The 24091-nt window shown below is 58.9% G+C and carries 20 protein-coding genes; 13 read left to right on the top strand and 7 right to left on the bottom strand.

Going from position 1 to position 24091, the window contains the following annotated elements:
- Nucleotides 1-21 precede the first annotated feature (21 nt).
- Both hyi and gcl read right to left on the bottom strand, forming a co-directional pair.
- Nucleotides 22-804: a hydroxypyruvate isomerase gene (gene hyi, locus BLU24_RS20740; protein ID WP_093103367.1), complete on the bottom strand. Its 783-nt coding sequence runs from the start codon at nt 802-804 to the stop codon at nt 22-24.
- A 177-nt stretch (nt 805-981) separates the two neighbouring features.
- Nucleotides 982-2757, bottom strand: a complete 1776-nt coding sequence (gcl, locus tag BLU24_RS20735) for a glyoxylate carboligase (protein WP_041479607.1) — start codon at nt 2755-2757, stop codon at nt 982-984.
- 268 nt (nt 2758-3025) lie between these two features.
- On the opposite strand from gcl, the gene BLU24_RS20730 reads away from it, so the two are divergent.
- Both BLU24_RS20730 and BLU24_RS20725 read left to right on the top strand, forming a co-directional pair.
- On the top strand, nt 3026-3466 hold the full coding sequence (locus BLU24_RS20730) for a GlcG/HbpS family heme-binding protein (protein WP_093103364.1): 441 nt from the start codon (nt 3026-3028) through the stop codon (nt 3464-3466).
- Between the two features lie 211 nt (nt 3467-3677).
- Nucleotides 3678-4136: an REP-associated tyrosine transposase gene (locus BLU24_RS20725; RefSeq protein ID WP_093103361.1), complete on the top strand. Its 459-nt coding sequence runs from the start codon at nt 3678-3680 to the stop codon at nt 4134-4136.
- Between the two features lie 133 nt (nt 4137-4269).
- Here BLU24_RS20725 and BLU24_RS20720 read toward each other — a convergent pair whose 3' ends face one another.
- Nucleotides 4270-4875 (bottom strand): TetR/AcrR family transcriptional regulator, encoded by a 606-nt coding sequence (locus BLU24_RS20720; RefSeq protein WP_090282405.1) that lies wholly within the window; start codon nt 4873-4875, stop codon nt 4270-4272.
- A 135-nt stretch (nt 4876-5010) separates the two neighbouring features.
- On the opposite strand from BLU24_RS20720, the gene BLU24_RS20715 reads away from it, so the two are divergent.
- Entirely contained in the window at nt 5011-5925 is a 915-nt protein-coding gene (locus BLU24_RS20715) for a DUF808 domain-containing protein (RefSeq protein ID WP_093103358.1), read from the top strand.
- Nucleotides 5926-6098: 173 nt separating this feature from the next.
- Here BLU24_RS20715 and BLU24_RS20710 read toward each other — a convergent pair whose 3' ends face one another.
- Nucleotides 6099-6887 carry an MlaA family lipoprotein gene (locus BLU24_RS20710; RefSeq protein WP_090282407.1) on the bottom strand — a complete coding sequence of 263 codons (789 nt, stop codon included), beginning with the start codon at nt 6885-6887 and terminating at the stop codon, nt 6099-6101.
- Nucleotides 6880-8178 (bottom strand): serine/threonine protein kinase, encoded by a 1299-nt coding sequence (locus BLU24_RS20705; RefSeq protein WP_093103355.1) that lies wholly within the window; start codon nt 8176-8178, stop codon nt 6880-6882. Before BLU24_RS20705 ends, BLU24_RS20710 begins: the two co-directional genes overlap by 8 nt.
- A gap of 224 nt (nt 8179-8402) precedes the next feature.
- Between BLU24_RS20705 and BLU24_RS20700 the strand changes: the two genes are divergently transcribed.
- Complete coding sequence (locus BLU24_RS20700; RefSeq protein ID WP_093103352.1) at nt 8403-8771, top strand: hypothetical protein; 369 nt, start codon at nt 8403-8405, stop codon at nt 8769-8771.
- A gap of 97 nt (nt 8772-8868) precedes the next feature.
- Here BLU24_RS20700 and BLU24_RS20695 read toward each other — a convergent pair whose 3' ends face one another.
- A complete protein-coding gene (locus BLU24_RS20695) occupies nt 8869-10464 on the bottom strand; it encodes a glycoside hydrolase family 17 protein (RefSeq protein ID WP_093103350.1) in 1596 nt (531 codons plus the stop codon).
- A gap of 297 nt (nt 10465-10761) precedes the next feature.
- Between BLU24_RS20695 and BLU24_RS20685 the strand changes: the two genes are divergently transcribed.
- The 4 genes from BLU24_RS20685 to BLU24_RS20670 all read left to right on the top strand — a co-directional run bounded on the left by BLU24_RS20685 (nt 10762) and on the right by BLU24_RS20670 (nt 15537).
- Nucleotides 10762-11613 (top strand): glycine betaine ABC transporter substrate-binding protein, encoded by an 852-nt coding sequence (locus BLU24_RS20685; protein ID WP_090282411.1) that lies wholly within the window; start codon nt 10762-10764, stop codon nt 11611-11613.
- A gap of 250 nt (nt 11614-11863) precedes the next feature.
- A complete protein-coding gene (locus BLU24_RS20680) occupies nt 11864-12175 on the top strand; it encodes a DUF485 domain-containing protein (RefSeq protein WP_090282412.1) in 312 nt (103 codons plus the stop codon).
- Nucleotides 12172-13830: a cation acetate symporter gene (locus BLU24_RS20675; RefSeq protein WP_042607583.1), complete on the top strand. Its 1659-nt coding sequence runs from the start codon at nt 12172-12174 to the stop codon at nt 13828-13830. The genes BLU24_RS20680 and BLU24_RS20675 overlap by 4 nt, the downstream gene beginning before the upstream one ends.
- Before the next feature lie 564 nt (nt 13831-14394).
- Nucleotides 14395-15537, top strand: coding sequence for an IS481 family transposase (locus BLU24_RS20670; RefSeq protein WP_093103282.1), 1143 nt, complete (start codon nt 14395-14397; stop codon nt 15535-15537).
- Between the two features lie 582 nt (nt 15538-16119).
- Here BLU24_RS20670 and gltA read toward each other — a convergent pair.
- Nucleotides 16120-17409, bottom strand: coding sequence for a citrate synthase (gene gltA, locus BLU24_RS20665; RefSeq protein WP_093103347.1), 1290 nt, complete (start codon nt 17407-17409; stop codon nt 16120-16122).
- A 363-nt stretch (nt 17410-17772) separates the two neighbouring features.
- Here gltA and sdhC point away from each other — a divergent pair, with 363 nt between their 5' ends.
- From sdhC to BLU24_RS20640, 5 genes are all read left to right on the top strand, one after another.
- Nucleotides 17773-18147, top strand: a complete 375-nt coding sequence (sdhC, locus tag BLU24_RS20660; protein WP_016773673.1) for a succinate dehydrogenase, cytochrome b556 subunit — start codon at nt 17773-17775, stop codon at nt 18145-18147.
- The gene (gene sdhD / locus BLU24_RS20655; protein WP_008049683.1) at nt 18141-18509 is read left to right on the top strand and encodes a succinate dehydrogenase, hydrophobic membrane anchor protein; all 369 of its coding nucleotides are present in this window, start codon (nt 18141-18143) and stop codon (nt 18507-18509) included. The genes sdhC and sdhD overlap by 7 nt, the downstream gene beginning before the upstream one ends.
- A gap of 3 nt (nt 18510-18512) precedes the next feature.
- Nucleotides 18513-20285, top strand: a complete 1773-nt coding sequence (gene sdhA / locus BLU24_RS20650; RefSeq protein WP_042607585.1) for a succinate dehydrogenase flavoprotein subunit — start codon at nt 18513-18515, stop codon at nt 20283-20285.
- Between the two features lie 12 nt (nt 20286-20297).
- A complete protein-coding gene (locus tag BLU24_RS20645; protein WP_016773675.1) occupies nt 20298-21002 on the top strand; it encodes a succinate dehydrogenase iron-sulfur subunit in 705 nt (234 codons plus the stop codon).
- A gap of 250 nt (nt 21003-21252) precedes the next feature.
- Nucleotides 21253-24084: a 2-oxoglutarate dehydrogenase E1 component gene (locus BLU24_RS20640; protein ID WP_093103344.1), complete on the top strand. Its 2832-nt coding sequence runs from the start codon at nt 21253-21255 to the stop codon at nt 24082-24084.
- Nucleotides 24085-24091 lie beyond the last annotated feature (7 nt).

Here is a 24091-nt window from a genome sequence, read left to right as displayed (position 1 = left end):
CACTCCTACAGGGGATTTGCGTCAGATTGCGTTGTGGGTCTTGAGCCAGCCGAGGCCAGCTTCGGTGGTGGTCAGCGGCTTGTACTCGCAACCGACCCAACCCTGATAACCGATGCGGTCGAGGTGTTCGAACAGGAAGCGGTAGTTGATCTCGCCGGTGCCCGGTTCGTTGCGCCCGGGGTTGTCCGCGAGTTGCACATGGTTGATCTCGCCCAGGTGCGATTGCAGGGTGCGGGCCAGGTCGCCTTCCATGATTTGCATGTGATAGATGTCGTATTGCAGGAACAGATTGGCGCTGCCGACCTGCTCGCGAATCGACAGGGCCTGCGCCGTGTTGTTCAGGTAGAAACCGGGAATGTCGCGGGTGTTGATCGCTTCCATCACCAGTTTGATGCCCACCGCTTGCAGCTTGTCGGCGGCGTATTTGAGGTTGGCGACGAAGGTCTTTTCCACGGTGGCATCGTCGACGCCCTGCGGACGGATACCGGCCAGGCAGTTGATTTGGGTGTTGCCCAGCACTTGTGCGTAGGCGATCGCCAGATCGACCCCGGCGCGGAACTCTTCTACCCGGTCCGGCAGGCAGGCAATCCCGCGCTCGCCCTTGGCCCAGTCACCGGCCGGCAGGTTGAACAGCACTTGGGTCAGACCGTTGGCATCGAGTTTTGCCTTGATTTCAGCCGAGCTGAAGTCGTACGGGAACAGGTATTCCACACCACTGAAACCGGCCTTGGCGGCGGCGTCGAAACGGGCAAGGAAATCCTGTTCGGTGAACAGCATGGACAGGTTGGCTGCGAAACGCGGCATGGTGGTCTCCTAAAAACGGATGAGGCACGGTGGGTCAGACTGAACGCGATCAGTCCCCTCTCCTGGGGGAGAGGGTTAGGGTGAGGGGGATCCTGAGTCTGATCCGAATTTTGCGAGCACCGCAAAACCTTTCCCTCACCCCAGCCCTCTCCCGGAGGGAGAGGGGGCTAGTTACGATCAATCAAGCAACGAAATCGCCGTTGGCGCATCGTTGCCGACCAGTGCCAGGTCTTCAAACTCGTTGACCGCGTTGATCTCGGTACCCATGGAGATGTTGGTCACACGCTCCAGAATGATTTCGACGATCACCGGCACCTTGAACTCTTCGATCATCTGTTCGGCCTTGCGCAGGGCCGGGGCGATTTCCGACGGTTCGAATACTCGCAGCGCTTTACAGCCGAGGCCTTCGGCAACTGCGATGTGGTCAACCCCGTAACCATTGAGTTCCGGTGCGTTGAGGTTATCGAAGGACAGCTGCACGCAGTAGTCCATTTCGAACCCGCGCTGGGCCTGACGGATAAGGCCCAGGTACGAGTTGTTCACCACAACGTGGATGTAAGGCAGTTTGAACTGAGCGCCGACCGCCAGTTCTTCGATCATGAACTGGAAATCATAGTCCCCCGACAGGGCTACGACTTTGCGGCTCGGATCGGCCTTCACCACGCCCAGCGCCGCCGGAATGGTCCAGCCCAGCGGACCGGCCTGACCACAGTTGATCCAGTGACGCGGCTTGTAGACGTGCAGGAACTGCGCGCCGGCAATCTGCGACAGACCAATGGTGCTGACATAGCAGGTGTCCTTGCCGAACACCTGGTTCATTTCTTCGTAAACGCGCTGCGGCTTGACCGGCACGTTGTCGAAGTGGGTCTTGCGGTGCAGGCTGGCCTTGCGCTGCTGGCAATCCTGCAGCCAGGCGCTGCGGTTCTTCAGCTTGCCGGCGGCTTGCCATTCACGAGCGACTTCGATGAACACGGTCAGCGCAGCGGCGGCGTCGGAGACGATGCCCAGGTCCGGCGTGAACACACGGCCGATCTGCGTGCCTTCGATGTCGACGTGAATGAACTTGCGGCCTTCGGTGTAGACGTCGACCGAACCGGTGTGACGGTTGGCCCAACGGTTGCCGATACCCAGCACCACGTCGGATTTGAGCATGGTCGCGTTGCCGTAGCGGTGCGACGTCTGCAGACCCACCATGCCGACCATCAGCGGGTGATCGTCCGGGATGGTGCCCCAGCCCATCAGGGTCGGGATCACCGGAATGCCGGTCAGCTCAGCGAACTCCACCAGCAGGTCACTGGCATCGGCGTTGATGATGCCGCCACCGGCGACCAGCAATGGACGCTCGGCCTGATCCAGCAAGGCCAGAGCCTTCTCGACCTGCACGCGGGTGGCGGTCGGTTTGGCCAATGGCAGCGGCTGATAAGCGTCGATGTCGAATTCGATCTCGGCCATCTGCACATCGAATGGCAGGTCGATCAGCACCGGGCCTGGGCGGCCGGAGCGCATTTCATAGAAGGCTTTCTGAAACGCGTAAGGCACCTGGCCCGGTTCGAGAACGGTGGTCGCCCACTTGGTCACTGGCTTGACGATGCTGGTGATGTCGACCGCCTGGAAGTCTTCCTTGTGCATACGGGCGCGGGGTGCCTGACCGGTGATGCAAAGGATTGGAATCGAGTCGGCCGAGGCGCTGTAAAGCCCGGTGACCATATCGGTACCGGCCGGGCCGGACGTGCCGATGCACACGCCGATATTGCCGGCCTTGGTGCGGGTGTAGCCCTCGGCCATGTGCGAGGCGCCTTCAACGTGGCGAGCAAGGACGTGATCGATGCCACCAACCTTCTGCAAGGCGGAGTACAGCGGGTTGATCGCTGCGCCCGGGATGCCAAAAGCGGTATCAACCCCTTCACGGCGCATCACCAGAACGGCGGCTTCGATTGCTCTCATTTTGCTCATGGTTTTGTGCCTCTTTACGTTTTGTAATTGTATACAAGTGGCTTTGCGCAGAGTGTATTCACGGCGGACGGCGCAGGTCAATCCATTTTCTCAAGCGCCTGTTTCATTCGTCGGAAGCCCGTCTGAGTGTGGCTTTTCGTCGCATGTGGCGCTTTTCGGGAATTATTGTATACAAAAAAATAATTCATTGTGTTCTATTTGTGGCATCGGGCTGCGGCAGAAACGCGCAGCCCCACGACTTTCCCTATAACAAAATGAGGACGGCACCATGAGCGCTTTAACCTTGAAAGTCGCAGTCAATCTGGTCAGCAAAGCCATCAGCGTCGGGCGCGGCATCAACGCCGCACCGCTGACCATCGCGGTACTCGATACCGGCGGCCACCTGATCGCCCTGCAACGCGAAGACGGCGCCAGCCTGCTGCGCCCCAACATCGCCATCGGCAAAGCCTGGGGCGCCATCGCCCTGGGCAAAGGCTCGCGCCTGCTGGCCGAGGACGCACAACAACGCCCGGCCTTCATTGCCGCCCTCAACAGCCTGGGCCACGGCAGCGTCGTCCCGGCACCGGGCGGGGTGTTGATTCGCGATCAGGCGGGAGCGTTGCTGGGGGCGATCGGGATCAGTGGGGATTTGTCGGACGTGGATGAGCAGGTGGCGATCAAAGCGGTGGAGGCGCTGGATTTGAGGGCGGATGGCGGGGTAGTGGCTTGATCTTTAGCGCCTGATCGATAGTCATCGCTGGCAAGCCAGCTCCCACATGGTTCTTTGTCGTGGTCAGATTTTGTAACCAATACAAAAAACTGTGGGAGCTGGCTTGCCAGCGATGGCGGCCTGACTGACACATCATGAAAAAAGACCAAACCAGCCAAACGGATCACTGAAGTCTAGCCTTCTGATGAACTCATCATGAAGGGGCAATGGATTGCCTGATCTCCCTGCTTCACATCGTCTGCGGGTTGGCCGCTATGCCGAGCCTAATCGAATCTATTTGCTGGCAACCAATACACTCAATCGCGAGCCGATCTTTGCAGATTTCGCATTGGGCAGATTGGTGGTTCATCAATTTCGGCGGGCGCAATGTCTTGGGTTGGCAAAATCATTGGCATGGGTAGTCATGCCGGATCACTTTCATTGGCTCGTTGAACTGGAGAACTGCTCACTTCGCAAACTGATGCGAGAGACCAAGTCTCTGACTGCGCGCGAAGTTAATCTTGCCAGTGGTAGAAACGGGCCGCTTTGGCAGCAGGGGTTCCACGACCGCGCACTTCGGCGGGAGGACGATCTGGTGAAAATGGCGCGATATGTCGTAGCTAACCCTTTGCGCGCAAGACTGGTCGACAAGATTGGCGACTATCCGCTGTGGGATACAGTTTGGCTTTAACAATTTTTGAATCGAGTGGCCCCCTATCGCTGGCAAGCCAGCTCCCACAGGGATTTGTGTTGTTTGCTAAACCTGAATTCAATACAGAAACCTGTGGGAGCTGGCTTGCCAGCGATAGTCGCGCCTCGGTGTATCAGTCCGGCTCACACCCCTTCAACACCAACCGGATAATCGTCTGCGCGGCCGCTTCATAATCGGCCTCATCCAGCTTGTCCTTGCCGGTTACCGCTGAAATCTGCCAGTCGAAGTCGGCGTAGGTCTGGGTGGCGGCCCAGATGCTGAACATCAGGTGGTTGGGGTCGATCGGGGCGATCTGGCCGCGGTCGATCCAGCTCTGGATGCAGGCGATGTTGTGCTTGGCCTGGGCGTTCAGTTGTTCCACCAGATCGGCGTTCAGGTGCGGCGCGCCGTGCATGATTTCGCTGGCGAACACCTTGGAGGCGAAGGGCAGGTCGCGGGAGATGCGGATCTTCGAGCGGATGTAGCCGCTGAGCACTTCGCTCGGCACGCCGTCCGGGTTGAACGGTGTCGAGGCCTGCAGAATCGGCTCGATGATGCTTTCCAACACCTCGCGGTAGAGGTTTTCCTTGGATTTGAAGTAGTAGTAGACGTTGGGCTTGGGCAGTCCCGCCTTGGCGGCGATGTCGCTGGTTTTGGTCGCCGCGAAGCCCTTGTCGGCAAACTCCTCGCTGGCGGCACGCAGGATCAGTTCTTTGTTGCGCTCGCGGATTGTGCTCATAAACCCGGTGGTTCCTTGCCTGTTCTGGCGGTTGCGCATGGTAGCACCGGCCTCGCGCGGCGCTCAACAATGCACCACGCGGCCTGCGGTCGCGTTATGCTTCGCAACATTAATACACAGAAGGAAACAGGATTCATGGCAGGAAGCAGTTTGCTGGTGCTGATCGACGACATCGCCACCGTTCTGGATGACGTGGCGTTGATGACCAAAATGGCCGCCAAGAAGACTGCCGGCGTGCTCGGTGACGATCTGGCGCTCAACGCCCAGCAGGTCTCTGGTGTGCGTGCCGAGCGCGAGATTCCCGTGGTCTGGGCCGTGGCGAAGGGCTCGTTCGTCAACAAACTGATCCTGGTGCCGTCGGCGCTGGCGATCAGTGCGTTCGTGCCGTGGCTGGTCACGCCGCTGCTGATGGTCGGCGGTGCCTATCTGTGCTTCGAGGGCTTCGAAAAGCTCGCGCACAAATTTCTGCACAGCAAGACCGAAGACGAGGCCGAGCATGCGCAGTTGACCGCGGCGGTGGCGGACCCGGCGACCGATCTGGTGGCCTATGAGAAGGACAAGATCAAAGGCGCGATTCGCACCGACTTTATCCTCTCGGCAGAAATCATCGCGATCACCCTCGGTACCGTGGCGGATGCTTCGCTGACTCAGCAGGTGGTTGTCATGTCCGGCATTGCCATCGTCATGACTGTGGGCGTTTACGGGCTGGTGGCGGGTATCGTCAAACTCGACGATCTCGGCTTGTGGCTGACGCAGAAGCCAGGCCAGTTCGCGAAGAAAACCGGCAGCGTCATCCTCAGCGCCGCGCCGTATATGATGAAAACCCTGTCGGTGGTCGGTACGGCGGCGATGTTCCTGGTTGGCGGCGGCATCCTCACCCACGGCGTGCCGATGGTGCATCACTGGATCGAAGGCGTGGGCGCAGCGGCAGGCAGCGCCGGGTTTGCGGTGCCGATGTTGCTTAATGGTGTCGCGGGGATCATTGCCGGTGCGGTGGTGTTGGCGGTGGTTTCCGTCGTCGGCAAGCTCTGGCGCGCCGTTAAAGGCTGATCGCTGACCCTGTGGGAGCCAGCCTGCTGGCGATTGCGGTCTGTCAGTTGTCAATTTTGTAACTGATACGGCCTCATCGCCAGCAGGCTGGCTCCCACAGTTTGATTTGTGTTGTGTCATGAAAAAGGGCCATTCGACTCGCATCGAATGGCCCTTTTTTGTACTCGCCGAAATTACTCGGCCACCTGCAGCTTGCGCGCCTCGGTGTAGACGTAACGCACCTTCTCATACTCGAACGGCGAGTTCATCTGGCCGTAGCGGAAGCTGGTCTGGTAGCGCTTGTCGACCGCACGCAAAGCCCAGACTTCCGGGTGGTTGGAGCTGACTTCCGAGACGTTGAGGAAGTTGATCGCCGATTCGGCGGTGTAGTCCACGGCGAGGCCCGCAGTGTCACGGATGTTCGACGGGCCGAGGATCGGCAGTACGAAGTAGGCGCCGCCCGGTACACCGTAGAAGCCCAACGTCTGACCGAAATCTTCGCTCTGGCGCGGCAGGCCCATGGCGGTGGCCGGGTCCCACAGACCGGCGATGCCGATGGTGGTGTTGAGCAGCAAGCGCGCGGTGGTTTCCATCGAACGCTGGCCCTTGAACTGCAACAGGCTGTTGACCAGGTTCGGCACGTCACCGAGGTTGTTGAAGAAGTTGCTCACCCCGGTGCGCACGAAGCTTGGGGTGATGTAGCGGTAGCCATCGACCACCGGCAGGAACACCCATTGGTCGAAGCGATAGTTGAAGTGGTAAACCCGACGGTTCCACGACTCCAGCGGGTCGTAGACGTTCAGCGCGTTGAGCGTCGAGCGCTCGAACTCGCGCTGGTCCAGGCCCGGGTTGAATTTCAGTTTGGTCAGCGGTTCCTTGAAGCCGTCGCTGTCGACCACTACCGGCGCGTTGGCTTTGCTGTTGTCGGCCTGGGCCACGCCTGCACAGAGGAGCGCTGTAATCAGCAGGAGATATTTAGCCACGGAAGAACTCCAGCATGGCGTCGCTGTTGACGCGGTAGTTAAGGTTGCCGCAGTGGCCGCCCAGTGGGTAAAGGGTCAGGCGATCACCGAAGGTCTTGCGCAGGAAACCGAGGTCGCCCGGGCCGAGGATCACGTCGTCGGCGTTGTGCATCACGGCGATTTTCGGGCTGGCTTGCAGGTAATCTTTCAGCGCGTACAGGCTGACCTGATCGATCAGTTGCAGCAGGCTGCCGCCGTCGGTGCGCGCGCGCCACATCGGAATCACCTGCTCGGTGATGTAGCAGTCGAAATCGCACTGCAGCGCACGCTTGAGGAACGGCGTGAGGCTGGTGCCTTCAGTGATCGGGAATTTTGGCGGGGTGATCAGGCCGCGACGGTTGATCAGGTCTGACGTGAACGCGATGTCGGCCGCCGAGAAGCGGAACGACGTGCCGATCAGCATCGCCATCTGCTCGTTGGTCAGGTGCTGCTTGGACTGTTGGAAGTCATAAAGCAGCGCGTCATTGAGGTCGATGTAGCCTTTTTGCTGGAAGTAGCGGGTCAGCTTGGTCAACACCAGTTCATAAAAGGTGGTGCTGCTGTTGATGCCTTTGACTTCGGTCTGCACCAGCTTGTCGAGGTTGGTTACCGAGGTATACAGGTTGACCGGCGGGTTGAGCAGCAACACTTTCTTGAAGTTGAAGCTGCGACGCGTCTCGTCCAGATGCGCAACGAAGGCGGCATCGAGGGCGCCGAGGCTGTAACCGGTGAGGTAGTACTCGGTCACCGGCAGCTTCGGGTTCTGCGCCCGCACGGCCTGCATCACCCGGTACATGTCTTCGGCGTCTTCCTTGGTCACGCCCGGTGTGGCGAAACGTGAAGCGGCGCTGATGAAGTCGAAGCTGGTTGGCGACGACAACTGCACAACGTGGTAGCCGGCCTTGTAATAGAGCTTTTTCAGGTATTCGTTGAGCGTGCTGTCATACCGCGCACCGGTGCCGGCAATCAGGAAAATCAGCGGTGCCGGTTTGTCTTGCGTGGCGATGCGATAAGTGAGCTTTTTCACTGCCCAGAAATTGTCCGGCAGGATGAACTCGCGTTCCGGGCGCAGGGTGACGCTGCGATCCGACTGGGTAATGTCGTCATCGAGCGGCAGTTCAGGGCGCAGGTCCGGCGGCGTCGTGGCGATGGTCGCCTCGAACGGATTGGTCAGGGGGTAGCCATAACTGGCGGCGTCGATATCCACCGCCAGTGCGGACGCACTCAAAATAAGGCCGCTGAACAGCGCGGCGAAGCGCAAGGAACGGAGCATGACTAGATCCCTTAGAGGAAGGTGCCGAATGAAGTTCGCAGGCTATGACCACCGGGCTTGCGCCAAAGTGCCATGCTGCGGCACCAAACAGGCGGAATTCGGAGTAATAGTAGCTGGACGATACACTTTGCACGGCCCGAATGAACAGTTAAGTGTTGTTAGCGCTTGCGTATGCAGGGCGGCAGATTAAGCTGGCCGCCGATTTCCACAGATTGGAGTGCTCCATGTCCCGCCGCTTGCCCGTGATTGTGCTGCTCATGCTGTTGCCGTTGTGGCTGGCGGCCAGTTATGCCGCGCGTTATGGCTTTATGGAAGACGGCCAGTGGGTCGGCATCTGCGTCGACGAGGCCAGCCGTTGGGAATGCGTGGTGCGCTCCAACCTCGGGCTGATGATCCATTTCAAGGTATTGGGCTGGGCGGCGCTCGCTGCGGCGCTGATCGGCTTCGTTGTGCCGGGACGGGCAGGGTGGTGGCTGGCGGTGCTGACGCTGGTGATCGGCTTGCCAGCGCTGGCGTTGTACAACACCACGTTGGCGGTGTTTGCCGTGGTGATTGGCGGGTTGCGCCTGGTCCGTGAGTCCCGCGGCGCCTGACAGTCAGTCATCGCGAGCAGGCTCACTCCTACAAGGGGTACGCATTCCAATTGTAGGAGTGAGCCTGCTCGCGATGGGACATTTCAGCCAATGAAGCTTAAGTGTTGCGAACCCGCAGGCAGCGCCACAACGCCGCCACCATTAATACACTGACCAACGCCCAACCCCACGCCTGCTGATTCAACAACCCTTCCTGATACAGCTGCGGCGCAATCCCCGCACCCACCATAAAGGTCAGCAAGGCAATCTCCCTGCGCGGCACGCTCACCGGCCGGCACACATAAACCAGCGCCGGCAGCACGAACGCCATGCTGGCAAAGCTGCGATAACGCGGATCGAAGACCATTTCCAGCATCATCACCGCCGCAGCAAAACCGGCGGCCGCGACCAGCCAGCCAGCGTGCCGCTCAAACCATTCGAAAGCACGCCCACGCCAGCCCGCGCGCGCGCTCAAGGTCAGCGCAGCGTGCGCCAGCACCAACAGATTCAACAGCGTCAGCAAACCGACCCACAGCCATTCACTGGCAAACCGCGTGGTCACTCGCGCCAGATCACCCCAGGCGCCCATCGAGCAAGCGGCGAGGGCGCCCAGCAACGGTAACAGCAGCGCCGAACGCGTGGTCCGAACGCGACCGCCAAGCATCAGCGTGCCGAGAAAAATCAAACCACTAACCGCCAGCCACTCCTTCCAGTACGGTACATTGCTCACCGGCCCGGCGAGCACGCCCTTGTCCTGGCGATCGGCATCGAACAAGCCCCAATAGCCGCCGACCGCGCCTTCGCTGCCGCGTTTCCACGGTTGATCAAAGGCTTCGATCAGGTTGTATCGCCAGCCTTCCTTCTCGGCCATCGCCACGAACCCGCGAATGAACTTCGCTTCGTTGACCCGGCTCGGCACCGCAGTCTCACGCTGGCGGCCTTCGCTCGGCCAGCCGGTTTCGCCGATCATCACGTCCTTGGGTGCGAACTTGTTGCCGAACACCTGACGGACATCCGCGACATGCTGCAGCGCCACGTCGATGTTCGACGGATCATCTTCCCAGTACGGCAGTAAATGAATGGTCAGGAAATCCACCGCCGGCGCGACTTCCGGGTGCTTGAGCCAGAAGTCCCAGACATCGGCGTAAGTGACCGGCTGCCTGACCTGGCTTTTGACCTTGTTGATCAACCGGGCCAGTTGCGCGCCGGTCACCTCTTTGCGCAGCAGCGCCTCGTTGCCGACGATCACCGCTGTCACCACATCGGGGTTGGCGTTGGCCGATTTGATCAGCAGCTCGACTTCCTGCTCGGTATCCACCGGGTTGCTGTTGACCCAGGCGCCGATCATCAGTTTCAGCCCGTGCTTGCGCGCCAGCTCCGGCAGCGCTTCGAGGCCGGTCATCGAATAGGTACGAATGCACTCGAAACGCGTTGCCAGCAGCGCGAGGTCGGCGTCCATGCGCTCCGGGCGCAACTTGAACGGCACGTCAAAGGGCGACTGGTCTTTATCGAACGGCGTATAGGAGGCGCATTGCAGCTTGTGCGTCGGGGTGGCCGCGTCCGGCAGGATTACCGCTTGGCCGAGCCCGAACCAGAAGCCACCGAGGGCAAACACGCCGAGCAGGCAGGCGAACAGATAGGGCAGAAAAGGAAAACGGGACGTCGCGGTCATGGTCAGGCCGAGTGGCTGCAAAGCGACGCATGTTACCTGCATTTATAGAGGGGTTGGTGAGCCGCATGATTGAGACATGCAAAGTTCGGGCGGATTGTCTGGCGTCAATTATTCAGGTGCGATTAATGGCGTTCTGATGTCGTTTCTCGTTGCCTTGAGGTCGCTGACAGAGCAGGTCGCGGGCCGCTTGAGGTTGATGATCGAACCATCAGTACCCTTTTTGAAAAATCGGCTGATGTTCGGTGTGTGAGGTCCGGCGTGATGGGGGCGCCGTGCACCATAACAATACGTTGACGATGCCCGACATCCGTCGGGCGCAGCATTTCGGGGAAGTAAACGATGAAGATGCGACGACTTTTAGGCGCAGGTGCCGTGCTGGCGCTTGCGATGAGTTCCAGTTTCGCCAACGCTGAAAAACAGACCCTGAACATCGGTTACGTTGACGGCTGGTCCGACAGCGTCGCGACCACCCATGTGGCGGCCGAAGTGATCAAGCAGAAACTCGGTTACGACGTGAAGCTGCAAGCCGTTGCCACCGGGATCATGTGGCAGGGCGTGGCGACCGGTAAGCTCGACGCCATGCTGTCGGCCTGGCTGCCGGTGACCCACGGCGATTACTGGACCAAGAACAAGGATCAGGTCGTCGATTACGGCCCGAACTTCAAGGATGCAAAAATCGGCCTGATCGTGCCTGAGTACGTCAAAGCCAAATCGATTGAAGACCTGAAAACCGATGACACTTTCAAGAACCGCATCGTCGGCATCGATGCCGGTTCAGGCGTGATGCTCAAGACCGACCAGGCGATCAAGGATTACGGTCTCGACAAGTACAGCCTCAAGGCCAGTTCCGGCGCCGGCATGATTGCCGAGCTGACCCGCGCCGAGAAGAAAAACGAGTCCATCGCCGTCACCGGTTGGGTGCCGCACTGGATGTTCGCCAAGTGGAAACTGCGCTTCCTCGACGACCCGAAAGGTGTGTATGGCCAGGCTGAAACCGTCAACAGCATCGGCAGCAAAGGCCTCGAAGCCAAGGCCCCGGAAGTGGCGAAATTCCTGAAGAACTTCCAGTGGGCGTCGAAAGACGAAATCGGCGAAGTCATGCTGGCGATCCAGGATGGTGCCAAGCCTGATGCAGCGGCCAAGGACTGGGTGGCCAAACACCCGGATCGTGTGGCTGACTGGACCAAATAACCGCAAATAGCTTCGGATCACCGCAAACCCTGTGGGAGCGGGCTTGCCCGCGATAGCGATCTGTCAGTTGACTAATCAGTTGACTGAAACGACGCCATCGCTGGCAAGCCAGCTCCCACAGGTTTTTGTGTTTGCTTGAAAATGGCGAATACGTCATGGCCATCTACTACTAAGGTCGTCTGGAACCTCTCTCGCAGCCGCATACATTAGCTACGTTCCAACAATAATCTGTGCTGCGAGGATAAAAACAATGAACGACAGCATTTACCTCTCGATTCAAAACAGTCCCCGATTCAAGGAGCTGGTCAAGAAAAGGGAACGATTCGCCTGGATTCTCTCGGCAATCATGCTTGGGCTGTACTCCGCATTCATCCTGCTGATCGCGTACGGGCCGCATGTGCTCGGGGCGAAACTCAGTCCGGAATCTTCGATTACCTGGGGCATCCCGATCGGTGTCGGCCTGATCCTTTCGGCCTTCGTCCTGACCGGCATTTACGTGCGCCGCGCCAATGGCGAGTTCGACGACCTGAACAATGCGATTCTCAAGGAGGCTCAGCAATGATCCGGCGTCTACTTGCTTTATTAAGCGTTGCCGCGTTCGCGCCCGGCGCCTGGGCCGCTGATGCCCTGACCGGTGCCGTGGCCAAACAACCGCTGAACATCCCGGCGATCCTGATGTTCGTGGCTTTCGTCGGCGCGACGCTGTACATCACCTACTGGGCTTCGAAGAAAAACAACTCGGCCGCCGATTATTACGCGGCGGGCGGCAAGATCACCGGTTTCCAGAACGGTCTGGCGATTGCCGGTGACTACATGTCGGCGGCGTCCTTTTTGGGGATTTCCGCGCTGGTGTTCACCTCCGGCTACGATGGCCTGATCTACTCGATCGGCTTCCTGGTGGGCTGGCCGATCATTCTGTTCCTGATCGCCGAGCGTCTGCGGAACCTGGGTAAATACACCTTTGCCGATGTGGCGTCCTATCGCCTTGGGCAAACCCAGATTCGCACCCTGTCGGCCTGCGGTTCGCTGGTGGTGGTGGCGTTCTACCTGATCGCGCAAATGGTAGGTGCCGGCAAGCTGATCCAGCTGCTGTTCGGCCTTGATTACCACGTTGCGGTGATCCTGGTCGGTGTGCTGATGTGCATGTACGTGCTGTTCGGCGGCATGCTGGCGACCACTTGGGTGCAGATCATCAAGGCTGTGCTGCTGCTGTCCGGTGCCTCGTTCATGGCGCTGATGGTCATGAAGCACGTTGGCTTCGATTTCAACACGCTGTTCTCCGAAGCGATCAAGGTTCACGCCAAGGGCGAAGCGATCATGAGCCCGGGCGGTCTGGTCAAGGATCCGATTTCGGCGTTCTCGCTGGGTCTGGCGCTGATGTTCGGCACCGCTGGCCTGCCACACATTCTGATGCGCTTCTTCACCGTGAGTGACGCGAAAGAAGCCCGCAAGAGCGTGCTCTACGCGACCGGTTTCATCGGTTACTTCTACATCCTGACCTTCATCATCGGCTTTGGCGCGATCCTGCTGGTCAGCACCAACCCTGCCTTTAAAGATGCAGCGGGCGCCTTGCTCGGTGGCAACAACATGGCGGCGGTGCACCTGGCCAACGCGGTCGGGGGCAGCATCTTCCTTGGCTTCATCTCGGCGGTAGCGTTCGCAACCATTCTCGCTGTGGTGGCTGGCCTGACGCTGGCGGGTGCTTCGGCGGTGTCTCACGACCTGTACGCCAGCGTGATCAAGAAGGGCAAGGCCAACGAGAAGGATGAAATTCGCGTGTCGAAGATCACCACCATCGCTCTGGCGGTGCTGGCGATCGGTCTGGGCATTCTGTTCGAAAGCCAGAACATTGCGTTCATGGTCGGTCTGGCGTTCTCGATCGCGGCCAGTTGCAACTTCCCGGTGCTGCTGCTTTCGATGTACTGGAAGAAGCTGACCACGCGCGGTGCGATGATCGGCGGCTGGTTGGGGCTGATCAGTGCGGTGGGTCTGATGATTCTTGGCCCGACCATCTGGGTGCAGATTCTGCATCATGAGAAGGCGATCTTCCCTTACGAGTACCCGGCGCTGTTTTCGATGATCATTGCCTTTATCGGGATCTGGTTCTTCTCGATCACTGACAAGTCGGCGGCGGCGGACAACGAGCGGGCGCTGTTCTTCCCGCAGTTTGTGCGTTCGCAGACTGGGTTGGGGGCGAGTGGGGCGGTTTCGCACTAAAGAGCGGTTTTTAGCTGCAAGCTGCAAGCTGTAAGAGAGTGCCCTGATCGAGAGATTGGGGCATTTTTTTGTGGGCGGTTATTGGTTGTTTTGGTGTATATCCGTTGCTGCGGTAACGGCTGCTTAGGGTTTCGCCCTTACGGCGACTCACTTTTTTTACAAACGCCTAAAAAAAGTAAGCAAAAAAACGCTTGCTCCTACGTACGGCCCTCGCAGGCTCGGGTCCCTTCGCTCCGGGATCGATCCGGGCGCAGCGGCTACGGTTTGCTGCGCTGCACCTCCTTCCGCTGTGTCTGGCTGCGCCAGACGGTCGCTGCGCTCCCACCCCCGGATCAATCCCTGCGCTCAGCCTTCCGACGTCGCCGGTGAGGCAAGATCAAGAGCACTCGAGCTAACGCTCATTGTTGAGTGGTTAGAAGCGGGTGGTTGGCTTGGGATTTGTGGTGTGGCTGCCCCTCACCCCAGCCCTCTCCCTGTATGTACCGGACACATGGTAGACACATGTTCGGAGACATGGTGGACACTTTTAAATAGACACATTGCTCATCGCGAAGGAGATGGCCTGTGTCTTGGGAAGAGGTGTCCACCGTGCAGCTTCGTACAGAATTTGTACTTTTGGCTCGGAAAGAAGGAGCCAATGTTCGGCAGCTTTGCCGCCGATTCAATATCAGCCCAAACACTGCCTACAAATGGCTCAAGAGGTTTGAAACCTCAGGTGCAGAGGGATTGATCAATCAGTCTCGACGACCCAAAACATCACCCAAACGCTGCGCTGATGAGGTTGAGCAGCAGATTCTGACCGCGAGTCAGGAGTACGCGGCTTGGGGCGCTCGCAAGCTCAAGCGCGTGCTGGAAAACAGCGGCGCAGTGATGCCTTCTGTCAGTACTGTGCATGCGGTTTTGCAGCGTCATTCGCGCATTGATCCAAAGGCCGCTGAGATCAAACCGTTTATCCGGTTCGAGCATGAAGCGCCCAATGATCTTTGGCAGATGGACTTCAAGGGGCATATCAGCCTGGCTCGGGGGCGTTGCCATCCGTTGACGATATTGGACGATCATTCACGGTTTTCGCTGTGCATCGCGGCATGCATCAATGAGCAGCGTGAAACCGTCCAGGAGCATCTAATCCGGGTCTTTCAGCGTCATGGCCTGCCTTTGCGCATGACGATGGACAACGGTTCGCCCTGGGGTGACCAGACGGGCGTTTATACCGCGCTGGAGGTCTGGCTGATGAGCCAAGGCATCAAGGTCGGCCACTCTCGTCCTTATCATCCGCAAACCCAAGGAAAGCTGGAACGCTTCCACCGCAGCCTGAAAAATGAAGTCCTGCGAGACCGGCACTTTATCGATCTCAACGACGCGCAACGGGCGTTTGATATCTGGCGTGATATATACAACCAGAAGCGCCCGCATCAAGCGCTGGACATGCAGGTTCCCGCTACTCGTTACAGCAGCAGCTCACGGGAATATCAGGAGCAACCTGCGGCCCCGGAGTACGACGAGGGTGATGTGGTCAGGAAGGTTCAGGCGAAGGGCGAGATTTACTGGGGGAATCGTGAATACGCGGTCGGAAAGGCGTTTCACGGGAGATCAGTTGCTATCCGGGAAACGATGGAAGACGGCATCCACGATGTCTACTGGAGTAGACATCGTATCGCCCGAATCGACTTGAACTTGCAGATCGTGACGGCAGGTAAGAAGATCTAAACCGTCCACCATGTCTCCGAACATGTGTCTACCATGTCTCCGGTACATACACCCCCGAGGGAGAGGGGGCCGATTTGTGGGCTTTTCCAATTGTGCGCTCGACTCGGTATTTCACGTCGGCATATCTCCCACATCCACCACGGTCAGTTCCCTCTCCCTCCGGGAGAGGGCTAGGGTGAGGGGCTTTTGATTTTGCTCTTGCTCTTGCTCTCGCTCTTTTGCCCCTTCGGCAGGCTGAGTGAAGGGATTGATCCGGGCGTGGGAGCGTAGCGACCGTACGACGCAGTCGTACACAGCGGAAGGAGGTGCAGCGAAGCAAACCGTAGCCGCTGCGCCCGGATCGATTCCGTAACGAAGGAACCCCGAGCCCCAGCGAGGGGCCGAACGCCGGGGCAAAGCCTTTTGGTTCCTTTTTGCTGGGCCGGCACTCCGGCGTTTGAAAAAGGGACTCGCTGTAAGAGTGAAACCGCCAGCGGCAACACCCGCAGCAACGGATATGCCCCCACCCCCCCCCAAACAAAAACGGCCTCTATATAAGAGGCCGTTCCTGACACACCACTAAATCATCAAAACAAGAAGCCCTTACTTACGGTCTTCCAGCTTGATGATGTCGCGCGACTCATAACCCGTGTACAGCTGGCGCGGACGGCCAATCTTGTACGGGCTCGAGAGCATTTCCTTCCAGTGCGAAATCCAGCCAACAGTACGTGCCAGGGCGAAGATCACAGTGAACATGCTGGTCGGAATGCCGATCGCCTTGAGGATGATCCCCGAGTAGAAGTCGACGTTCGGGTACAGCGAGCGTTCGATGAAGTACGGGTCGGTCAGGGCGATCTCTTCCAGGCGCATGGCCAGTTCGAGTTGCGGATCGTTGTTGATGCCCAGTTCCTTCAATACTTCGTCGCAGGTCTGCTTCATTACAGTCGCGCGAGGGTCGCGGTTCTTGTAGACGCGGTGACCGAAGCCCATCAGCTTGAACGGATCGTTCTTGTCCTTGGCCTTGGCGATGAATTTGTCGATGTTCGAGACATCGCCGATTTCATCGAGCATGGTCAGTACGGCTTCGTTCGCACCGCCGTGGGCAGGGCCCCACAGTGCGGCGATACCGGCGGCGATACAGGCGAACGGGTTGGCACCCGAAGAACCGGCCAGACGCACGGTAGAGGTCGACGCGTTCTGCTCGTGGTCGGCGTGGAGGATGAAGATCCGGTCCATGGCCTTGGCGAGCACCGGGCTGATCGGTTTGATCTCGCACGGAGTGTTGAACATCATGTGCAGGAAGTTTTCCGCGTACGTCAGGTCGTTGCGCGGGTACATCATGGGTTGGCCCATGGAGTACTTGTAAACCATCGCTGCCAGGGTCGGCATCTTGGCAACCAGACGGATCGCGGAGATTTCGCGATGCTGCGGGTTATTGATGTCCAGGGAGTCGTGGTAGAAGGCCGAGAGGGCGCCGACTACACCGCACATGACGGCCATCGGGTGGGCGTCGCGACGGAAACCGTTGAAGAAGGTTTTCAGCTGCTCGTGAACCATGGTGTGGTTTTTCACGGTGCTGACGAACTGGGCCTTCTGTTCTGCCGTCGGCAATTCGCCGTTGAGCAGCAGGTAGCAGGTTTCCAGGTAGTCCGACTTTTCAGCCAGCTGTTCGATCGGGTAGCCGCGGTGCAGCAGAATGCCGTTGTCGCCGTCGATATAGGTGATTTTCGACTCGCACGAGGCGGTCGACATGAAACCCGGGTCGAACGTGAAGCGGCCCGTGGCCGTCAGGCTCCGAACATCGATTACATCGGGACCAACGGTGCCGGTTAAAATGGGCAGCTCGACGGGGGCTGCGCCCTCGATGATCAACTGCGCTTTTTTGTCAGCCATGTGGCCTCCTATTTATGCTTGAACCATCAGACAGACCCCCCACGCAGGGCCCGCACCACTATAGTGAGATAAATTCGAATGTCAATTTGCCTAAAGTCTTGCTCCAGAAGGCTTTAAGCGCACTTTTTCCTCGAAATTGACTGCCATTTACGCCTTTTATGCGACTTGTGCAATCCGCTATTGGGGGTAGGTGAACGCGTTGTCATTAGTAGCCTAACTGTCTATACTCGGCCACCGACCGCCAAGGGCTTTTGGGCTTGCTTTCATTGGGGGTCGCATCCCTGGGTGGTGGTTACCTGACCAGTGCACTCCCCAACAACTTTGCCCTGATTGTTAGGGGCTCTTCAGTGTGAAAAAAAAGCCGTGAAAAGCCAACGACCTGTAAACCTAGACCTAAGGACCATCAAACTCCCAGTCACTGCTTACACGTCCATTCTTCACCGTATCTCCGGTGTCATCCTCTTCGTGTGCCTTGCCATCATGCTTTATGCATTGGACAAGTCGCTGAGCTCCGAGGAAGGCTTCGGTCAGGTGAAAGCGTGTCTGACCAGTCCGCTAGCCAAGCTAGTGATTTGGGGCATCCTGTCCGCTCTGCTGTATCACCTGGTAGCCGGTGTGCGCCACTTGATCATGGACATGGGCATCGGTGAGACGCTGGAAGGCGGCAAACTGGGCTCGAAAATCGTTATCGCCGTTTCCGTGGTGGTAATCGTTCTGGCAGGAGTCTGGATATGGTAACTAACGTCACTAACCTGTCGCGTTCGGGCCTCTATGACTGGATGGCGCAACGTGTGTCTGCGGTCGTTCTCGCGGCTTACTTCATCTTCCTGATCGGATACATCGTCGCCAACCCTGGCCTCGAGTATGCCCAGTGGCATGAACTGTTCGCCCACAACGGAATGCGTATTTTCAGCCTGCTGGCCCTTGTTGCTCTGGGTGCTCACGCCTGGGTCGGCATGTGGACCATCGCGACCGACTACCTGACGCCAATGGCGTTCGGCAAGTCCGCAACGGCAATACGTTTCCTTTTCCAGGCAGTTTGCGGCGTTGCGATGTTCGCTTACTTCGTCTGGGGTGTGCAGATTCTCTGGGGTATCTGAGTCATGGCTAACATTCCAACGATTTCTTTCGACGCCATCATTATTGGTGGTGGCGGTGCCGGCATGCGCGCTGCGCTGCAGCTGGCACAGGGCGGGCACAAGACTGCGGTGATCACCAAGGTTTTCCCGACCCGTTCGCACACTGTATCCGCCCAGGGCGGCATCACCTGCGCAATCGCGTCCGCTGACCCGAACGATGACTGGCGCTGGCACATGTACGATACCGTCAAGGGTTCCGACTACATCGGTGACCAGGACGCGATCGAATACATGTGTCAGGAAGGCCCGGCTGCGGTGTTCGAGCTGGACCACATGGGTCTGCCGTTCTCGCGTACCGAACAAGGCCGTATCTACCAGCGTCCGTTCGGCGGTCAGTCCAAGGACTACGGCAAGGGCGGTCAGGCTGCACGTACTTGCGCCGCTTCCGACCGTACCGGTCACGCGCTGCTGCACACCCTTTATCAGGGCAACCTGAAAGCTGGCACCACGTTCCTCAATGAGTACTACGCTGTCGATCTGGTGAAAAACCAGGAAGGCGAGTTCGTGGGTGTGATCGCGATCTGCATCGAAACCGGCGAAACTTCGTACATCCGCGCCAAGGCCACCGTATTGGCCACTGGCGGTGCAGGCCGTATCTACGCCTCCACCACCAATGCCCTGATCAACACCGGTGACGGCGTTGGCATGGCCCTGCGTGCCGGCGTGCCGGTGCAGGACATCGAAATGTGGCAGTTCCACCCGACCGGCATCGCCGGCGCCGGTGTACTGGTGACCGAAGGTTGCCGTGGTGAAGGTGGATACCTGATCAACAAGCACGGCGAGCGTTTCATGGAGCGTTATGCTCCGAACGCCAAAGACCTTGCCGGTCGTGACGTGGTTGCCCGTTCGATGGTTAAAGAAATCATCGCCGGCAACGGCTGCGGTCCGAATGGCGACCACGTAATGCTCAAACTCGACCACCTGGGCGAGGAAGTGCTGCACAGCCGTCTGCCAGGCATCTGCGAACTGTCGAAGACGTTTGCACACGTTGACCCTGTGGTTGCGCCGGTTCCGGTTGTTCCGACCTGCCACTACATGATGGGCGGAGTTGCCACCAATATTCATGGCCAGGCGATCACCCAGAACGCCGAAGGTCAGGACCAGATCATTCCTGGCCTGTTCGCGGTCGGTGAAGTGGCTTGCGTATCGGTTCACGGTGCCAACCGTCTGGGCGGCAACTCGCTGCTCGACCTGGTGGTATTCGGTCGCGCTGCCGGCCTGCACCTGGAAAAGGCCCTGACCGACGGCATCGAATACGACGACGCTACCGAGTCCGACATCGAAGCTGCCCTGTCGCGCCTGAACGCACTGAACAACCGTACTGACGGTGAAGACGTTGCGACCCTGCGTCGCGAGCTGCAAAGCTGCATGCAGAACTACTTCGGCGTATTCCGTACTGGCGAATACATGCAGAAAGGCATCGCTCAGCTTGCTGACCTGCGTGCCCGCATCGCCAACGTGAAGATCAACGACAAGTCGCAGGCGTTCAACACTGCACGAATCGAAGCGCTGGAGCTGCAAAACCTGCTGGAAGTGGCTGAAGCTACCGCCATCGCGGCCGAAGTACGTAAAGAGTCCCGCGGCGCGCACGCTCGTGAAGACTTTGAAGACCGTGACGACGAAAACTGGCTGTGCCACACCCTGTACTTCCCGGGTGACAAGCGCGTCACCAAGCGTGCCGTCAACTTCTCGCCGAAGACTGTTCCGACTTTCGAACCTAAAGTCCGGACTTATTAAGGGGTGACCGCCATGTTGCAAGTCAGTGTTTATCGCTACAACCCTGATCAGGACGCTGCGCCGTTCATGCAGGACTTCCAGGTCGATACCGGTGGTAAAGACCTGATGGTGCTCGACGTGCTGGCCCTGATCAAAGAGCAGGACGAGGGTTTCTCCTATCGTCGCTCTTGCCGTGAAGGCGTCTGCGGCTCCGACGGCATGAACATCAACGGCAAGAACGGCCTGGCGTGCATCACGCCGCTGTCCGCCGTTGTAAAAGGTAACAAGTTGATCGTTCGTCCACTGCCAGGTCTGCCGGTTATCCGTGACCTGGTCGTCGATATGAGCATCTTCTACAAGCAATACGAGAAGGTGAAGCCTTACCTGCAGAACGACACGCCGGCTCCGGCCATCGAGCGTCTGCAGTCGCCGGAAGAACGTGAAAAGCTCGACGGTCTGTACGAGTGCATCCTGTGCGCCTGCTGCTCGACTTCGTGCCCGTCGTTCTGGTGGAACCCTGACAAGTTCCTCGGTCCTGCTGCACTGCTGCAAGCCTACCGTTTCCTGGCTGACAGCCGTGACACCAAGACCAGCGAGCGTCTGGCTTCGCTCGATGACCCGTTCAGCGTTTTCCGCTGCCGGGGCATCATGAACTGCGTCAACGTATGTCCGAAAGGCCTGAACCCGACTAAGGCCATCGGTCACATCCGTAACATGTTGCTCTCGAGCGGCGTGTGATTCAGCTGCTGTAACGTTGCACCGTAGAGGCTGTGGCGCGGGCTTCAACCCGCGTCATGGCTATAACCAGAGCAGTAGCCACAAGCTGCCGCTCTTATTTTGAAGAAATGAGACAAGCAGGGGCATCCGGGCTGGTACCCGGACTATCAGTGTGATCCTAAGTGGCTTGTTTTAGTCGCTGCATTCGGACTTCTGCAAGTTTGCTCGGTGTCGACGCCGATGGTGTTCCCCTAACCGAGGGTGACCAAGCATGCAAGAAAGCGTGATGCAGCGCATGTGGAACAGCGCCTACCTTTCAGGTGGAAACGCTGCCTATGTGGAAGAGCTTTATGAGCTCTACCTGCACGACCCTAACGCTGTGCCAGAAGAGTGGCGCACCTACTTTCAGAAGTTGCCAGCCGACGGCAACTCTGCCACTGATGTTTCGCACTCCACGATTCGCGATCATTTCGTGCTGCTGGCAAAGAACCAGCGCCGCGCCCAACCGGTTTCCGCCGGCAGCGTGAGCAGTGAGCACGAGAAGAAGCAAGTTGAAGTGTTGCGATTGATCCAGGCCTACCGTATGCGTGGCCACCAGGCAGCCCAGCTTGACCCGCTGGGACTGTGGCAGCGTCCTGCACCTGCAGACCTGTCGATCAATCATTACGGCTTGACCAATGCCGATCTTGATACGACCTTCCGTGCCGGCGACCTGTTCATCGGCAAAGAGGAAGCGAGCCTACGCGAAATTCACGAAGCGTTGCAGCAGACATATTGCCGCACCATCGGCGCTGAATTCACGCACATCACCGATTCCGAGCAGCGCCAGTGGTTCCAGCAGCGTCTGGAAAGCGTGCGTGGTCGTCCGACGTACTCCGCCGACATCAAGAGCCACCTGCTTGAGCGCGTGACCGCCGGTGAAGGCCTGGAAAAATACCTCGGTACCAAATACCCGGGCACCAAGCGTTTCGGTCTGGAAGGCGGCGAAAGCCTGATTCCGATGCTCGACGAACTGATCCAGCGTTCCGGCTCGTACGGCACCAAGGAAGTCGTCATCGGCATGGCCCACCGTGGCCGTCTGAACGTGCTGGTCAACACCTTCGGCAAAAACCCGCGCGAGCTGTTCGACGAGTTCGAAGGCAAGAAGAAGGTCGAGCTGGGTTCCGGTGACGTGAAATACCACCAGGGTTTCTCGTCCAACGTGATGACCGCCGGCGGTGAAGTTCACCTGGCCATGGCGTTCAACCCGTCCCACCTGGAGATCGTTTCTCCGGTGGTCGAAGGTTCGGTGCGTGCCCGTCAGGACCGTCGTAACGACGCGACCGGCGAGAAAGTGCTGCCGATCTCCATCCACGGCGACGCGGCATTCGCCGGTCAGGGCGTGGTCATGGAAACCTTCCAGATGTCGCAGACCCGCGGTTTCAAGACCGGCGGTACCGTGCACATCGTGATCAACAACCAGGTGGGTTTCACCATCAGCAACCCGCTGGACTCGCGCTCCACCGAGTACGCCACCGACGTTGCCAAGATGATCCAGGCGCCGATCCTCCATGTGAATGGCGATGATCCGGAAGCCGTGCTGTTCGTGACCCAGCTCGCCATCGACTACCGCATGCAGTTCAAGCGTGACGTGGTGATCGATCTGGTCTGCTACCGTCGTCGCGGCCACAACGAGGCCGACGAGCCAAGCGGCACCCAGCCACTGATGTATCAGCAGATCACCAAGCAGCGCACCACCCGTGAGCTGTACGCCGATTGTCTGACCCAGGCCGGTGTCCTCGACGCTGAACGTGTTCAGGCCAAGGTCGACGAATACCGCAACGCGCTTGACAACGGTCTGCACGTGGTGAAATCGCTGGTCAAAGAGCCGAACAAAGAGCTGTTCGTCGACTGGCGTCCGTATCTGGGCCACGCCTGGACCGCGCGTCACGACACGCGTTTCGATCTGAAAACCCTGCAAGAACTGTCCGCCAAGCTGCTGGAAATTCCGGAAGGCTTCGTGGTCCAGCGTCAGGTCGCGAAGATCTACGAAGACCGTCAGAAGATGCAAGCCGGCGGCCTGCCGATCAACTGGGGTTACGCCGAAACCATGGCGTACGCGACCCTGGCGTTCGAAGGTCATCCGATTCGCATGACCGGTCAGGACATCGGCCGCGGTACGTTCTCGCACCGTCACGCTGTGCTGCACAACCAGAAAGACGCGGGCACCTACATTCCGCTGCAGAACCTGTACGACGGTCAGCCACGCTTCGACCTGTACGACTCGTTCCTTTCGGAAGAAGCGGTACTGGCCTTCGAATATGGCTACTCGACCACCACGCCAAACGCGCTGGTGATCTGGGAAGCCCAGTTCGGCGACTTCGCCAACGGTGCGCAGGTCGTGATCGACCAGTTCATCACCAGCGGTGAGCACAAGTGGGGCCGTCTCTGCGGTCTGACCATGTTGCTGCCACACGGTTATGAAGGTCAGGGCCCTGAGCACAGCTCGGCACGTCTTGAGCGTTACCTGCAGCTGTGCGCCGAGCACAACATTCAGGTGTGCATGCCGACCACGCCGGCACAGATCTACCACTTGCTGCGCCGTCAGGTGATCCGCCCGCTGCGCAAGCCGCTGGTCGTGCTGACGCCGAAGTCGCTGCTGCGCCACAAGCTGGCCATCTCGACGCTGGAAGATCTGGCCGAAGGTTCGTTCCAGACCGTGATCCCGGAAATCGACGCACTGGACCCGAAAAAGGTCGAGCGCGTGGTTCTGTGCAGCGGCAAGGTTTACTACGACCTGCTGGAAAAACGCCGTGCCGAAGGCCGCGAAGATATCGCCATCGTGCGTATCGAGCAGCTGTATCCGTTCCCTGAGGACGACTTGAAGGAAGTCCTGGCTCCGTACACCAACGTCAAGCATGCCGTGTGGTGCCAGGAAGAGCCGATGAACCAGGGTGCCTGGTACTGCAGCCAGCATCACTTGCGTCGCAGCATCGCAAACCTCGACAGGACTCTCGTACTTGAGTACGCGGGCCGTGAGGCTTCGGCTGCACCTGCTTGTGGTTACGCATCGATGCACGCCGAGCAGCAGGAAAAACTGCTGCAAGACGCGTTTACCGTTTAACGCCTTC

Source organism: Pseudomonas sp. Z003-0.4C(8344-21) (assembly GCF_900104975.1).
In the GTDB taxonomy this organism is placed as follows: Bacteria; Pseudomonadota; Gammaproteobacteria; order Pseudomonadales; family Pseudomonadaceae; genus Aquipseudomonas; species Aquipseudomonas granadensis.
The sequence above is the reverse complement of the archived record's forward strand: the minus strand, read 5'-3'. Positions and strand labels throughout refer to the sequence as shown.